The organism is Hymenobacter jejuensis (assembly GCF_006337165.1).
Lineage (GTDB): Bacteria > Bacteroidota > Bacteroidia > Cytophagales > Hymenobacteraceae > Hymenobacter > Hymenobacter jejuensis.
The window spans coordinates 2,979,982-2,993,901 of the sequence record NZ_CP040896.1; the positions used below are offsets into that span (position 1 = coordinate 2,979,982).

Annotated in this window: 13 protein-coding genes; 4 read left to right on the forward strand and 9 right to left on the reverse strand. The window is 55.5% G+C overall.

Features of this window, described 5'->3' with window-relative positions:
• Positions 1-152: 152 nt before the first annotated feature.
• From FHG12_RS12410 to FHG12_RS12445, 8 genes are all read right to left on the reverse strand, one after another.
• Positions 153-770 carry a hypothetical protein gene (locus tag FHG12_RS12410; RefSeq protein ID WP_139516030.1) on the reverse strand — a complete coding sequence of 206 codons (618 nt, stop codon included), beginning with the start codon at positions 768-770 and terminating at the stop codon, positions 153-155.
• 802 nt (positions 771-1,572) lie between these two features.
• The gene (locus FHG12_RS12415) at positions 1,573-2,169 is read right to left on the reverse strand and encodes an RNA polymerase sigma factor (protein WP_230471106.1); all 597 of its coding nucleotides are present in this window, start codon (positions 2,167-2,169) and stop codon (positions 1,573-1,575) included.
• Between the two features lie 222 nt (positions 2,170-2,391).
• Positions 2,392-5,409, reverse strand: coding sequence for a protein translocase subunit SecDF (gene secDF / locus FHG12_RS12420; RefSeq protein WP_139516031.1), 3,018 nt, complete (start codon positions 5,407-5,409; stop codon positions 2,392-2,394).
• 136 nt (positions 5,410-5,545) lie between these two features.
• Complete coding sequence (locus FHG12_RS12425) at positions 5,546-5,911, reverse strand: hypothetical protein (protein ID WP_139516032.1); 366 nt, start codon at positions 5,909-5,911, stop codon at positions 5,546-5,548.
• A 182-nt stretch (positions 5,912-6,093) separates the two neighbouring features.
• Positions 6,094-6,729, reverse strand: a complete 636-nt coding sequence (locus FHG12_RS12430) for a uridine kinase family protein (RefSeq protein WP_139516033.1) — start codon at positions 6,727-6,729, stop codon at positions 6,094-6,096.
• Positions 6,730-6,819: 90 nt separating this feature from the next.
• Complete coding sequence (rdgB, locus tag FHG12_RS12435; protein ID WP_139516034.1) at positions 6,820-7,425, reverse strand: RdgB/HAM1 family non-canonical purine NTP pyrophosphatase; 606 nt, start codon at positions 7,423-7,425, stop codon at positions 6,820-6,822.
• Positions 7,426-7,526: 101 nt separating this feature from the next.
• Entirely contained in the window at positions 7,527-8,357 is an 831-nt protein-coding gene (locus tag FHG12_RS12440) for a DUF1206 domain-containing protein (protein ID WP_139516035.1), read from the reverse strand.
• A gap of 166 nt (positions 8,358-8,523) precedes the next feature.
• Positions 8,524-8,919, reverse strand: a complete 396-nt coding sequence (locus FHG12_RS12445; protein ID WP_139516036.1) for a hypothetical protein — start codon at positions 8,917-8,919, stop codon at positions 8,524-8,526.
• Positions 8,920-9,126: 207 nt separating this feature from the next.
• Here FHG12_RS12445 and FHG12_RS12450 point away from each other — a divergent pair, with 207 nt between their 5' ends.
• The 4 genes from FHG12_RS12450 (at position 9,127) to hemC (ending at position 13,140) form a co-directional block, all read left to right on the forward strand.
• Positions 9,127-9,372 (forward strand): type B 50S ribosomal protein L31, encoded by a 246-nt coding sequence (locus FHG12_RS12450; RefSeq protein ID WP_139516037.1) that lies wholly within the window; start codon positions 9,127-9,129, stop codon positions 9,370-9,372.
• A gap of 160 nt (positions 9,373-9,532) precedes the next feature.
• Positions 9,533-10,738, forward strand: a complete 1,206-nt coding sequence (locus FHG12_RS12455) for a GlmU family protein (RefSeq protein WP_139516038.1) — start codon at positions 9,533-9,535, stop codon at positions 10,736-10,738.
• A 119-nt stretch (positions 10,739-10,857) separates the two neighbouring features.
• The gene (locus FHG12_RS12460) at positions 10,858-11,985 is read left to right on the forward strand and encodes a DNA polymerase III subunit (protein ID WP_139516039.1); all 1,128 of its coding nucleotides are present in this window, start codon (positions 10,858-10,860) and stop codon (positions 11,983-11,985) included.
• A gap of 207 nt (positions 11,986-12,192) precedes the next feature.
• Positions 12,193-13,140, forward strand: coding sequence for a hydroxymethylbilane synthase (gene hemC, locus FHG12_RS12465; protein ID WP_139516040.1), 948 nt, complete (start codon positions 12,193-12,195; stop codon positions 13,138-13,140).
• A 74-nt stretch (positions 13,141-13,214) separates the two neighbouring features.
• On the opposite strand, the gene FHG12_RS12470 is transcribed toward hemC, so the two are convergent.
• Positions 13,215-13,844, reverse strand: coding sequence for a DUF2238 domain-containing protein (locus tag FHG12_RS12470; RefSeq protein WP_139516041.1), 630 nt, complete (start codon positions 13,842-13,844; stop codon positions 13,215-13,217).
• Positions 13,845-13,920 lie beyond the last annotated feature (76 nt).

The window sequence follows — 13,920 nt, forward strand, 5'->3', positions numbered from 1 at the left end:
GATTAATTGTCTGTAGCTCAATGGTTTGGAGGTGAGTCGCTGGCCTCGGATAAGGCACAGCAAGGACTGCTCGGGTGCACACAGAGTGTCCGGGGAAGCAGGCTTTGTCGCGAGCAAAGCCAAGGCAAGAGTTAGGAAAGTGGGTGGCAGCGCTACGGCTGCACGAGGGGCTGCATGGGTAGCAAGCTGTATTTAAGCGAGAAGAAAGCGCCGGCGCTGCTGAGCTTGACTTTGCCAAAGCCCACCCCGCCCAGTGGGATTTTCACGTAGGGTTCGCCCTGCACCGACCACCGGCCGCCCAGCGCCCGCTCGTACCCCGCCGACAGATTGAGCACGCTGAAGAAGTGGTTGGAGCCGTTGTGGCGGGTCCACTCGCGGTTCAGGAGCTGCCCCGCCGAGTAGTATGCATAACGGTATCGTTCGTTGCGCATCAGCAAGGACGACAGGCCCGCCCCGGCAAACAGCGCGTATTGTGGCCGGCTCACGACGTCGTAACGCAGGTTGAGCGGCAAATCCAGGATGCGGCAGTTAGCATATACATCCGTGAGCTTGAGGTAGTTAGTCCAGTAATGCTGCGGTGGGTGGTAGTCGCTGCCCTTGGCGTCGTATTTTTTCACTGACTTGATCAGGCCGGCCGCTACCCGCAGGCGAGGCGTGATCCGATACTCAAGCATCAGGCCCAGGTTGCTGCCCGGCGACGTCAGGCTGGAGGAGCGTACTTTACTGAGTTCAGGGGCGTATAAGAAGTTGGCACTGAAGCGATAACCCAAGCGTGGCGCGGGTTTTTCCGGCTCTTTACGAGTCGCCGAGTCCGGTACGGGCGCGGTGGGCAGCGGCCGAGTACGAGCTACGGAATCACTGCTGACACTAGCCGGCAACGCTTTGTTTGACGCTTCGGAAGGTTGGTCGACCGTGACCAGCGTTTCCGAAGGGGCCGCCGCTGTAGTTGGGTTTTCGTCAGCTTCAGTAGAGGCTTTCGAAGCCGCTGCGGTTTGCGAACTGCTTGTATAAGAAGGTTTTGGGGATAAGTCGGATTCCTTTTTTTCTAGATCAGATCGTGACCGCGATGCTTTACGGCTGCCAGTTGCCAGTGCAAAAGTTGGCGAGCGCCGAACAACCGTCCGATTCGAGCCGGTAACTACGCTGGGTTGAACCGTAGCCTTAGCCGATTCTACGGCCGGTTGCGTTGGCGTTGCGGGCGTGATGGCCCTACTACCAATCCCTGGGAGCGGTGGCTGAGTCGGGCGGCCGGATTTTGCTTTTGTAGAAGAAGCAACAGCAGCGGAGGCTAACTTCTTGGTAGTGACGGCTTTATTATGGTTATTGACAACTATTTGGTTATCAGGCGCTTGTGTATTAGGAGAAGGGCTGATTCTCGGGCTGAAATGTACCCAGAGCACTGCCAATAAGGCGATCAAGGCTATTTCAGCGGCAAAAAAACCGGCGATTTTCCGGTAGACAAGTTGTTGAACAGCAGCTGCTTCCAGCTTTTGTTCCATTTGCAACCACGCGTTGAGGTTGTGTTCCTCCGGGTAGTTTTCCGCGCCCTGTCTGAACAGAGCGTCAAGCTCTTCATCCGACATTTCCGGCGTATGCATGGTGGCTAGTTTTTTTTAATAAATCCTTGAGGTGTGCCCTCGCTTTCGACAGGTTCGACTTCGAAGTGCCCACCGAAATGTGTAGGCGGTTGGCAATCTCTTCGTGCGTGAAACCGTCGATAACGTACAGGTTGAATGCAGTGCGGTAAGCCGGAGGGAGTTGGTGAATCATATGCAGCAGCTCGTCGTAAGAAAGCGAGTCCAGGGCTGAGCCTCCTTCGTCGGCGAGGGCGTAAGCAGTTTTGTCCAGATCCTGCTGATGTTGGTGCTTTTCTTGGGCGCGGTAGTGGTCAATGGCCGTGTGAATCATGATTTTGCGAAGCCAGCCGCGGAAAGAGCCGCTGGTTTCGTGCTTCGTGGGATCGAAATGGCTCACGTCGCGGAATACTTTCATAAACCCGTCGTTGACCGCTTCCATCGCTTCGTCGCGCGTGCCGGCGTAGCGTAGGCAGATGCTCATGCTGTAGCTATAGTACAGCGAGTACAGACGGCGCTGACTTCCCCGGTCAGCACGCCGGCACCCGGCCAGTGTGGCCAGTAGCATCTCGAGGTCGTGTTCAGGTTGGGGCACGGTCGCGGGGTTTATATCTAACGACTCGGACGGACGGACAAAAGGGTTGCCTGTAGCTACACAAAAGATAGCGAAATAGTAATTCTTTATTTCAAGCTGTTGATAATGAAATAGTTGTGGCGTAAAGTTGGAATGCTGTTTATTCAGGATGAATTTGACTACAACAAAAAAGGCCGCTCCCAGTGTGGGAGCGGCCTTTTAAAAGCCGGAAATCGGGACTGCTTACTTAACAGCCGTCGAGAGCTTGGGAGCGTCGGCGCTGGCTACGCTAGGCGTGTTGGAAGTGCCACGTTCGCGGGCTTCCTTGCGGCCATAGGTGTCGAGGATCAGCGGGGTCGCAATGAATAAGGACGAATACGTACCGAAGACGATACCCACCAACATGGCAAACGAGAACGAACGCAGCGTTTCGCCGCCGAAGATGTAGAGCACCAACACCACCAAGAATACCGTGGTGAACGTGATCATCGTGCGGGAGAACGTGCTGTTCAGGGCCGGGTTTACAACCTGCGCAAACGTCAGGTTGGGGTTCTCACGCAGATATTCCCGGATGCGGTCGTAGATAACCACCGTGTCGTTCATCGAGAAACCAATAACCGTTAGCACAGCCGCCACGAATACTTGGTCCATTTCGTAGTTCAGACCCAACGCGCGGGCAATTGGGAAGGCCGCAATCACGAGCAACGCATCGTGAAACAGCGCTACTACCGCTGCCATGGAGTACTGCCACTTTTCGAAGCGCAGTAATACATACACGAAGATGCCCAACAAGGTCAGGCCCAGGCTCAGAATCGAGGTTTTCTTGATGTCGTCGGCAATAGTAGCACCTACTTTCGAAGTGCTGAGCACTTTCGGATTGTCGGCGCCATATTGCTTCAGGCCGGTAGTCAGAGCAGCCAGCACTTTCTGGTCGCCGGCAGTGCTTTCGTCTTCCGCCAAATAGCCCGTGGTGATGCGCAGACGATTGGCGGCGCCAAAGGTTTTTACCTCCGTACCCGCACCTTTAAAGTCATCGTTCAAGGCTTCTTTTACATCCGAAGCCGCTTCTGATTTGCTGAACTCGACGAGGTAGCTGCGGCCACCGCGGAAGTCAACCCCTAGGTTCGGGCCGCCTTGGATTGCCATCAGCACGAAGCCAACCACGATAACAGCGGTTGAGAAGGCGTAGGCGATTTTGCGCTTGCCCACGATGTCGAAGTTGACGTTCTGGAACAGGTTACGCGACAGGAACGTGCTGAAGGTGATCTTCGACGTGTCCTTGCCTTTAGTCAACCACTCAATGATGAGGTGGGAAATGTAAACTGCTGACAGGAAGGAAGTTAATACGCCAATACCCAGCGTGATTGCAAAGTTTTGTACCGGGCCCGTGCCGAAGAAGCCGAGAATCACGGCAATCAGCATCGTGGTTACGTTGGAGTCGAAGATGGCCGAGAACGCCCGCTTATAACCGGCGTTGATGGCATCTTTCAAGCCGTGGCCGTGGTTGAGTTCCTCGCGAATCCGCTCGAAGATCAACACGTTGGCATCCACCGACATACCGAAGGTCAGTACCATACCGGCAATACCCGGCAGCGTGAGGGCCGTGCCAAACTGCGCCAACACACCCAGAATCAGGAACATGTTGAACAACAGAGCAGCGTCAGCTACCAAGCCCGCGCGGCCGTAGTAAATGGCCATGAACACCATGATGATGATCAGACCGGCAACCGAGGAGTAAAGACCTTGGTTAATAGCTTCTTGACCCAATGACGGACCAACTACCGCTTCTTCCACAATGCGCGTAGGAGCAGGAAGTTTACCGGCCTTAAGTACGTTGGCCAAGTCTTGCGCTTCTTCAATGGTGAAGTTGCCCGAGATGCTGGAGTTGCCACCAGCAATCTCTGACTGCACAACCGGGGCCGAGTACACATAGTCGTCGAGCACGATGGCTACCTGACGGCCGATGTTGGCGGCGGTCAACTTCTGCCACTTATGGGCACCGTTTGGCGACATCTGCATCGACACTTCCGGGCGACCGTTCTGGTCGTAGTCCTGACGCGCGTCGGCCACTACATCACCAGCTAGTGGCGGCGTAGCTGCGCTCGATTTGCGGATAGCATACAGTTGGAGGTACTCCTGGCCTTCGATGGTCGTCGGCTTCACGTCCCACAGGAACGTCAGGTTTGGAGGCAATACAGCGCGTACTTCCTGTGTTTTGAACAGCGAGTTTACGCGAGCCGTGTCGCGGACATTACTGCCCAACGCGCCTGGCATCGTGAACAAGCGAGCTAACAGGCTGCTTTGCTGAGGATTAGCTGAGTCGGCTTTCGCAACGTTTTTCGCAGCATTCTTCTTGGCCAATTGGCTAGCCAATGAAGTCGAGTCGCCCGTGGCAGCGGTGGCGGCAGTAGCCGTGGTATCCTTTTTTGCGGTTGGAGCGGCGGCAGTGCCTTGCAGCTTGTCAGCTTCTTCTTTGGCCGACAATACGCTGTTGAGCTGGTTGAAATACGGTGCGAACTCATCCGTGCGCCACACTTCCCAGAACTCCAATTTGGCTTGGCCCTGGAGCAGTTTGCGAACGCGGTCGGGGTTGTCGACGCCGGGCAGTTCGATTTGCAGACGGCCTGTGCCTTTCACACGCTGAATGCTGGGCTGGTTTACGCCGAACTTGTCGACGCGGGTACGCAGGATGTTGAATGAGCGGTCGATGGCTTCTTCTACTTCCTTATCGATGGCGCCGATCACTTTCTCGTTAGTCGAGTTGATGTCGATGCCGCGGCTCTTGTTGGTAGTGTTGGCAAACAAGCGAGCGAGCTTGTCGTTAGGCGCTACCGTGCGATAAGCCTGCGCAAACAACGCCGTGAAAGGCGTCGAAGGATTGGTTTTCTGAAGCTCCTGTGCTTGGGCCAACGCCTTGTTGAAGTTGGCATCTTTGGAGTTGCCGGCCATCGCTCGTACAATCTCCACGGGAGATACTTCCAGCGTCACGTGCATGCCGCCCTTCAAGTCAAGGCCCAGGCCGAGCTCGCTGCCGCGAACGTCGCGGTAGGTATAATCAACACCCAAGATGTTGGCAACAGGCGCGCGCCATACCGAATCGAGGTAGTGCTGGCGTTGTTGCTGATCCACCGTGCCATTGTGCGTGGCATAGGTCACGGCGTTGGCTTGCACCCGCCGCGAGATAAAGGTGAATGTGAAAAAGTAGGCGCACAGCAACGACACGATGAGTGTCAAAGCAATGATAAGTCCTTTGTTACGCATTTATAATAAAGAAAGGTGGTTACCTAAGAATGCCGAAGACGCATCGTCTGGCGTAGTTAATCTGCTTATAAATCAGGCGCTTATGAATGGCTAAATGCCAATTCATCGTTTTTAATTCCTGACTTCGGTGCGAAAGCTAGGGCGCCTGCGGCGACAACGCCGCGAGCAGCAACCGCGAGCGGAACAAATCCGGCACGGCACACGGGCGGGGACGCGGCGCAGCCTGGCTGCGAACGGCTACGGCCCAGGTTAGTGGTTCGGGAGCAGGCAACCAAGCCTCAACGGCTGGTGCCAGCCACGGGGCCAGCGCGGCCGTGGCTTCCAGGGTAACTTTTTGCTTCACCACGGCTGCCTTCGGAGCAGCGCCCACGTGCGCAGCCTTGCCCACCGGAACCCGGAAGGTAGCCACGGCCTGGTGGTTCAGCGACAGCACAAACAGCAGCGTGGCTGTGAGCATCGCAAAACGCAGGCGGGGTAAAAACGTGGTGACGGACAAGAACATGGTTAGGGTAATGGCTACAAATATAGCCAATTGCGCGGGCCAACGAAATAAGAACCTGTAGGCGGCGGCTGGTTTGGGGGTAAACGCAAGGCGTGGGTGGGGCGCCGGTAAACAAAAAGCGAGCGCTGCCGGTCCGGCAGCGCTCGCTTTGGCAACAGCCTAAAGCTGCTTGCCGGTGCTTGCTACTTTGATTTGGTTTTGGTCGGAACCTTGCTTTTTAAGAAGGTAACGAGCACTTCCAGCCCCTTATCAAAATGCCGATTGTTCGGGATGATAAGGTCGGCGTCGTGCTTAAACGGTTTGATGTATTTCTCGTACGTGGGCGCTACGTGGTTGGTGTAGCGGTAGAGTACGTCCTCCAGATCGTAGCCGCGTTCGTCGCGGTCGCGGACGATGCGGCGTTGCAACTTCACATGCTCGCGGGCATCGATGTACACTTTCAGGTCGAGCAGTTTGGCTACTTCTTCGAAGTAAAAAACGAAGATGCCTTCCACAACCACAATAGGAGCCGGATGAAAAACAAGTTCGCTAGGCGTGGCGTTGGGGTTGTTAAACGTGTATTCCGGTCGGCGTACCTCCTGGCCCTGGCTGATGCGCAACACGTCGGCGGCGTAGGCTACGGAGTCGATAGAAGAAGGCAGATCAAAGTTTGTAACTCCTTGAGAATCAACCTGTTGTGTTTCGCGTGGGTGGTAATAATTATCCTGCGAAATTAGACAAATGTCTTCCGATGGGAAGGCAGCCAGCAGCCGGCGCAAAAACGTGGTTTTGCCGGAGGCGCTGCCGCCCGTAATACCGACGATGAAAGGATGTTGCATGGGGTGGGGAAACGGCCCGTACCGGAAGGGCCAACCGTGCAAATTTACGAATGCGAAACGAGGAATTAGAAATTCGCCGCAAACTGCCCCTTATTTCTCTGCCCCAACGCTGCCCGCCGTCTGGGTATTGAGAAAGGCAACCAACTGTTGCACAGCCCGGGCGCGGTGGCTCATCGTATTTTTTTGCGCCAAAGTCATCTCGGCAAAAGTTGCGTCGTGGCCTTCCGGCCGAAACACAGGATCGTATCCAAAACCATCTTTGCCCTGTCGTGTGTCGGTAATCGAGCCGCGCACTTCGCCGGCAAACTCATGCACTTCGCCGCTTGGCAGTATCAAGGCAATGACCGTCCGGAACTGCGCGCTGCGGTCGCTGGCCGTGCCCAACTCGTGCAGCAGCTTCGTCACATTATCCGCAGCCGAGCGCTGTGGCCCCGCATAGCGCGCCGAATACACACCGGGTTCTCCGTGTAAGGCGTTTACTTCCAGGCCGGTATCGTCGGCAAAGCAGGATACGCCATAGTGCTCCCACACGTATTCGGCCTTTTGGCGAGCATTGCCGGCGAGCGTGTCGCGGGTTTCGGGCAACTCCTCTTCACACCCGATGTCGCGCAGGCTGACTAGTTCGATGAAAGCAGGCAACAGCGGACGTACTTCGGTCAGCTTGTGCTCGTTGTTGGTGGCAAAGCAAATGCGCATACTTGTTTAGAAGTAAATAAGGGTAATTAGCCGCGTGAAGGCACAAAAATTGGCGGCACCAAACTACAACCTCAACTTGAAATGCCTTGCGCATCGTGCGCTCATACGCCGCGTAACACAGGATAGCGCGCTTGCACCAGCATGTAGAAGCCATACGCCATCAAGCCCAGCGCTACTACCCCGAGCACAGCCGGCCCCATCGTTGCCAGCAAATCAAAGGCTTCGTCGGTGGCACCGACTGCCGATGCTCGGGACTCACGGCCTGCTTGCACGAAGAAGTACCCGATAATAACCAGCACAATGCCGCGGGCTGTGTAGCCAATTTGCCCGGCACGGTATACAACGTTCTGCTGATTCGGCGGGAGGTTGCTGGCGTTTATATACTGTTGAAACCTGCCGGAGTAAGCATTGATGAGCTGATAAATGCCAACGCCGATAATAATCAGGCCTAACAACAACACCAGCCAGTCGCCACCGGGCCAGCTGAGCACTTTGGCTGTGAGCGTTTGTTGGGTGTTGCCGCCACTGTCGGCGGCCCCATTCCAAGCTAGGCGCGCGGCAAACCACGCCAAACTAGCGTACACCAAGCCGCTGCCAATGTAGCTAAGCCGTTGGCCGATGCCTTTAGCACCGGAACCTTTGCTTTCCGTATCGCGCACGGCCTGCACGATTCGCCAGATGATGTAGCCAAGCAGCCCAAACGCAATCAGGCCCAAAAGCACTGGGCCGCCGGGTAGGCCCTGTAGCGTCTGCACGGCTTGTTTTTTATCGGCGGTTTGGCCACCCCGTTGGCCCAAAGCCGCTAGCAAAGCCAGAATGCCCATCAACAGATACACCACCCCAATGGCCGCAAAACCAAAGCGGGCCAGCATCCGGATGCCAGGGGAAGGGGAAGCCGGAAGCGCAGACGAAATGGAATCGGTTATGGACATAGGTAGGAGATCTGGCAGAAGGTGCCTCCTCCCGTACGCAGAAATCCCATAGCAAGGTTAAATGGCCGCCTGCCTGATACGCAGCTTGATTTCCCAGATCACACCAGCCTGTATCGAAAGCGTCTTACGTTAATGAAATAACCACTTGATAATTAAACAGTTGTATCTACTTGAATATAAGCTTGATACTGGCCCAAGAGCGCTGCACGGCTCTGGGAGCCTTTGCTAGCACGCTGGTATACGATCGGTCGAGAGGCACGCTGCGCACCACCAAACGGTAGGCGACCGGGCTGGCTATCGTCGGGCCAACATCGAGGTAGCGGTAGTGCTGCTGGCCCGTAGGTGCAACAGAAGCCAAACGGATATAGCCGGATTCGTGGTTGGTTTTGCGGTACAAATCGTAGGCTTGCACCACCGGCTCGCCGGCTACTTGCCACTCCAGCTGCACGTTGTTTCCCACGTATTTTGAGTGGAAGGCCGTAACGGTCGCAGTCCCAAACAGCATGGCCACGCTTGCCAACACAAGGCCTGCTACCAGCAAAAGTTTGAAGGTGAAATGCATACGCTCCGCAATCTGAAACCAAGAAGATAACGCCAGCGCAGGATTAAAAGTATGTAAGTGCCGGGTGTGGCCTTGGTTTACAAGCAGTTTCGGGGAGCTTTGGTACGAAATCGGGTGGTAGGTTTTTGATTTACAGGGATAACACGTACTTTTGCAATCCCTTCCGCAAAATCGGCAGGCCCTGAAGGTTTTAACGGTATTACGACCATGAAAAAAGACATCCACCCCGAGTATCGCGAAGTCGTGTTTCAGGACACGTCTAGCGACTTTAAATTCATCACGCGCTCGACGATGACCTCCAACGACACTATCACGATGGAGGATGGCAAAACCTATCCCGTCATCAAGGTGGAAGTTAGCAGCGCATCGCACCCTTTCTACACCGGCAAAAACGTGTTCATCGACACCGCTGGCCGTGTGGAGAAATTCCGCAACCGCTACCAGAAGAAGTAATTATTTGGTTGTCAGCTTGGAGCGGCAACCCAGTAAGCAAAATATTTGGAACTCCCGCTGGCAAGTCTGGCGGGAGTTTTTATTTGTGCCAACTTGCCGTTGCTAGGCACGCGCAACCCGGCGCCTGCCTCCGGAAACGAACCACAGTCGATTTATTGCCATGACCGTTCTGCTCTTCGACGACCCCGACATTCGGCAAAATCTGTTGCCCTTTACCTTCACGCGTCCGGTAGCGGCTCTGCGTTGTGGCATCCTGACAATCGCTGAAAAGTGGCAGCATCGCTTGCGCCAGGAAGTTCATTACCTGACGGAGCCTTACTTGCAGGCAAAATACCCCGCCGGCCCCGTGGCAGGTGCCGCGCTGGTTATCAACGGCGCCATTTGCCCCGACGACGTGCTCGTGCAGCAGATCGAAAACCTCCAGCCGGGACAGGCCCTTTTTTGCAGCGAAACCCTAGTGGCAGCGCACTTATCCGACGCCTCCAAGGTGGCAGAGCTGATCCAAGATGGTTTTGCAGACGAGAAGGAAGTTGCTGAACCCGTGACACTTATTCGGGAGGTGTGGCATTTGTTTCTGCGCAACGGCCGCGAAATCCGGGAAGATTTTGACATGCTCACCCGCGGTCGGCAATCCCAGCCGATCACCGATCCGCATACCATCGTCTACGGCGCCGAGAATATCTTCCTTGAAGAGGGCGTGAAAATCCGCGCCGCCATTCTGAACGCCGAAGACGGCCCGATTTACCTGGGCAAGAACTCGCAGGTACACGAAGGAGCCATTATTAAAGGGCCGCTGGCATTGGGCGAAGGATCTCATATCAATGCCGGCGCCAAAATGCGCGGCGACAACACCGTGGGGCCTTATTGCAAAGTAGGCGGCGAAGTCGGCAACTCCATCTTGTTTGGCTATTCCAACAAAGGCCACGACGGCTACCTCGGCAACTCCGTGATTGGCGAATGGTGCAACCTGGGTGCGGATACCAACACCTCCAACCTCAAGAATAACTACGCGCCGGTCAAGATCTGGAGCCACGCCAGAAGCCGTTTCGTGAACACCGGCCAGCAGTTTTGCGGCCTAATGATGGGCGACCACAGCAAGTGCGGCATCAACACCATGTTCAACACCGGCACGGTAGTAGGCGTGGGCGCCAATGTCTTCGGAGCGGGCTTTCCGCGCACGTTTATTCCCTCGTTCAGTTGGGGCGGGGCGGCTGGTTTCGAAACCTTCAAAATGCCTAAAGTAGCCGAAGTAGCTGAGCGCGTGATGGCCCGTCGGCACTTGGCATATGATGCTGTGGAACAAGGCATTATGCAGCACGTCTACGATGCCACGGCAAAAGATCGGGTGTGGGAGCGGGCCAGTTAAAGCCTGCTGTCTACTTTCGCTACCCCAACCTTTCTTTGCGCTGAGCACAGCAAAGGTACTTTTTCGATTCGGGATGGCAGGTTGTGGTAATTTATTGATAATCAATTGATTGTAGTATAATGCGTTTTGCTGAAATTCCGGGCCAGAATGCGGTGAAGAAGCTGCTGGTGCAGTCGGTGCAGCGGCAGCACGTGGCGCACGCACAGCTGTTTCGCGGGGCTGAAGGCTCGGCGGCAATGGCGCTGGCTTTGGCTTACGCTACGTTTCTGAACTGCGAGGCCCGCCAACCCAACGACGAAGATTCATGTGGGCAATGTGCTAGCTGCCAGAAGATTGACAAGCTCATCCACCCCGACCTGAATTTCATCCTGCCCGTTACTTCAACCAAGCAAGTGCCGAAGGACGCGGTCAGCAGTAAGTTTGCGGCCGAGTGGCGCAGCTTTGTGCTCGAAAATCCCTACCAAGGTCTCAACGACTGGATGCAGCACATTGGCGCCGAAAACAAACAAGGCAGCATTTCGAAAGAAGAAAGCCTGCAATTGCTGAAGCTCGTGTCGCTGAAGGCGTTTGAAGCTCAGTTCAAGATTGTGGTGATCTGGCTACCGGAACTGATGCACCCGGCCGCGGCCAATGCCGTGCTCAAACTGCTGGAAGAGCCGCCGGCCGCTACCATTTTCTTGCTGGTGAGCCACGCGCCCGAGCAACTGTTGCCCACCATCGTGAGCCGCGTGCAACCCGTGGTAGTGCGCGCCTACTCAGAAGAGGAACTAGTTGATTATCTGAGAGATGTGCAAAAAGTGCCCGAGGTGAAAGCCCGGCAGTTGGCGCAAATTTCCGATGGCAACCTGGGTGCCGCACTCGCCGCCCAAGATTCGGCCGACAGTGACTATTTCGCTTTGTTTGCCGAGTGGATGCGGTACTGCTACGGTCTGAAAGTAGATAAGCTGCTCGCCACCAGTGACGAATTTCAGAAGATGGGCCGCGAAAACCAGAAAGAGTTTCTGCAATACGCGCTGGGCCTGTTGCGCAAGGTGCTGCTGTTTGGGATCGACGCGAAGTTTGTGCCGCATCTGCCCGCCGCTGAGCAGCAGTTTGTCACGGGTTTCAGCCGCTTTGTGAGCCTGCACAATGCCGACCCGATTACGCGCGAACTTAACGAGGCTCACTACCACATCGAACGCAATGCCAACCCGCGAATGGTGTTTATGGATACCTCGCTGCGGGTGGCCGAATTGCTAAAAATGTAGGCCTAAAGGCTTCAAACGCCGAAAATACAGTTTGGTAAGTTGCTATAGCTAGTGCTAAATCAGCTATAGCTTATGCAAAGCGCGGGGGTGTTGTAGCTTTGTATTTCGCGGAAGCGTAGGCAAGAAACGAAATGCTATTGGTTTGGCCGCGGCATTATTTTGGCCTCCGTGGATGTTCAGGCTTCTGTATTGATTGAAGACTTATTTATGCCTACTACTCGTCCGATTCGCATTGGTACCCGCGGCAGCAAGCTTGCGCTGTGGCAAGCCCACCACGTTGCTGCGTGCCTGGAGCAGGAGCAGATTGCTTCTGAAATCGTCATCATCACGACTACCGGCGACGTGATTCAGGATCGCTCACTAGCCAAAATCGGGTCGAAGGGCGTGTTCACAGAGGAGTTGGAAGAAAGCCTGCGCACCGGCCACATCGACGTGGCCGTGCACAGCGCCAAGGACGTGCAAAGCACCATTCCCGACGATCTGGAGCTGCTGGCCTTTATGAAGCGCGAACGGGTCAACGATGTCGTCCTGAGCTTCGATTCGACATTTTCTTTAGATCGGCCGGGCATTACATTGGGCACCAGCAGCACCCGCCGCAAGGCGATGTTCCGGCGTTTTTATCCCAACGCCAGCACGGCCGAAGCGCGCGGCAACCTGCAAACGCGGCTGCGCAAGCTCGAAGAAGGCCAGTACGATGCCTTGGTGCTTGCCTACGCCGGCGTGCATCGCATGGAGTACGACAAGCTTATCCGGCATATGCTGCCCGAAAAGCAGTTTGTGCCGGCAGCGGGCCAGGGCAGCGTGGCCATCGAGTGCGCCCGTTCCCTGGACGGTAAGCTGAAAGCTACCCTGCAGCGCATCCTCGACCACCCGGCCACGCACACCTGCCTGCTGACTGAGCGCGCGTTTCTGCGCACTATGGAAGGCGGTTGCAGCATTCCTTCGTTTGCGCTGGCCACTTTCACTACGGCCGGCACGCTACAACTCCACGGCGGCCTCATCAGCCTCGATGGGAAGCAGTACATCGACGAAACCTTTTCCACCGTTGACGCCCAACAGGCTGAGGCCATGGGAGTTCGGCTCGCGGAAAGCGTGCTAAGCAGGGGCGGCCGGGAAATACTTGACGCCATCCGGCATCACCGCACCGAAGCCTAAATTCTGGTAATTACTTACAAAAAAGCCGTCTGACATCAGCCAGACGGCTTTTTTTGTAAGTAATTGATTGCTAATTATTTATGATTATTGGAAGATTTGCTTCGTAGCCAATAAATAATCAGGGCGAAGACAGCGCCACTAGTATCGGCGAGCATATCTTTTTGGGCATCCCAAATGTCGCCTTGGCTACCCAGGAATGCAGCGCCGGCCGATGGATCGCTTAAATCGGCGTATAGCCACTCGATAAGCTCGTAACTCATGGCGATGGTGGCAATGGCGAACAGCGCAAACAAATACGAAACCGCGCGGCTGCGGATGGTACCGTTGAGGTCGGTGAGCTCGATGATGGCAAAGGCGTAGAAACCCACGCTGAAATGCGCTACGCGGTCGTACATGTTGCGCTTGAAGCCAAAAAGGTTGTTAAACCAATCAAAAGGCACCTTTTCGAAAGTGTAATAACCGCCAATGGTGTGCAGAAAGAGCAGCACGCTCATCAGCACATACGCCAAATTGGAGAAGCGCACGCCACGCATATACAGCACCACTAGCAGCACCACAATCGCCACGATGGGCGTATTTTCGGCCACCCACGTCCCGCGCTCTGCCGGGTGAATAGCCAAAGCAGTAAATAAGAGCACGTAAAGGCCAAGCAAAACTTTGGGCAGCCACTGGGGCTGAGCGACGGGCGTAGAGCGTTCGGGCATCAATAGGGGAGTTGGGTACGGTGCAGCTTACGTGGATTTTGGCATTTCGCCTCGGTTTGACGCGCGGCCAACCCGG

What these genes read in the sequence shown, in the direction of transcription:
- secDF (WP_139516031.1), bottom strand. Translation starts at nt 5,409, where the DNA reads ATGCGTAACAAAGGACTTATCATTGCTTTGACACTCATCGTGTCGTTG.
- FHG12_RS12425 (WP_139516032.1), bottom strand. Translation starts at nt 5,911, where the DNA reads ATGTTCTTGTCCGTCACCACGTTTTTACCCCGCCTGCGTTTTGCGATG.
- FHG12_RS12430 (WP_139516033.1), bottom strand. Translation starts at nt 6,729, where the DNA reads ATGCAACATCCTTTCATCGTCGGTATTACGGGCGGCAGCGCCTCCGGC.
- rdgB (WP_139516034.1), bottom strand. Translation starts at nt 7,425, where the DNA reads ATGCGCATTTGCTTTGCCACCAACAACGAGCACAAGCTGACCGAAGTA.
- FHG12_RS12440 (WP_139516035.1), bottom strand. Translation starts at nt 8,357, where the DNA reads ATGTCCATAACCGATTCCATTTCGTCTGCGCTTCCGGCTTCCCCTTCC.
- FHG12_RS12445 (WP_139516036.1), bottom strand. Translation starts at nt 8,919, where the DNA reads ATGCATTTCACCTTCAAACTTTTGCTGGTAGCAGGCCTTGTGTTGGCA.
- FHG12_RS12450 (WP_139516037.1), top strand. Translation starts at nt 9,127, where the DNA reads ATGAAAAAAGACATCCACCCCGAGTATCGCGAAGTCGTGTTTCAGGAC.
- FHG12_RS12455 (WP_139516038.1), top strand. Translation starts at nt 9,533, where the DNA reads ATGACCGTTCTGCTCTTCGACGACCCCGACATTCGGCAAAATCTGTTG.
- FHG12_RS12460 (WP_139516039.1), top strand. Translation starts at nt 10,858, where the DNA reads ATGCGTTTTGCTGAAATTCCGGGCCAGAATGCGGTGAAGAAGCTGCTG.
- hemC (WP_139516040.1), top strand. Translation starts at nt 12,193, where the DNA reads ATGCCTACTACTCGTCCGATTCGCATTGGTACCCGCGGCAGCAAGCTT.
- FHG12_RS12470 (WP_139516041.1), bottom strand. Translation starts at nt 13,844, where the DNA reads ATGCCCGAACGCTCTACGCCCGTCGCTCAGCCCCAGTGGCTGCCCAAA.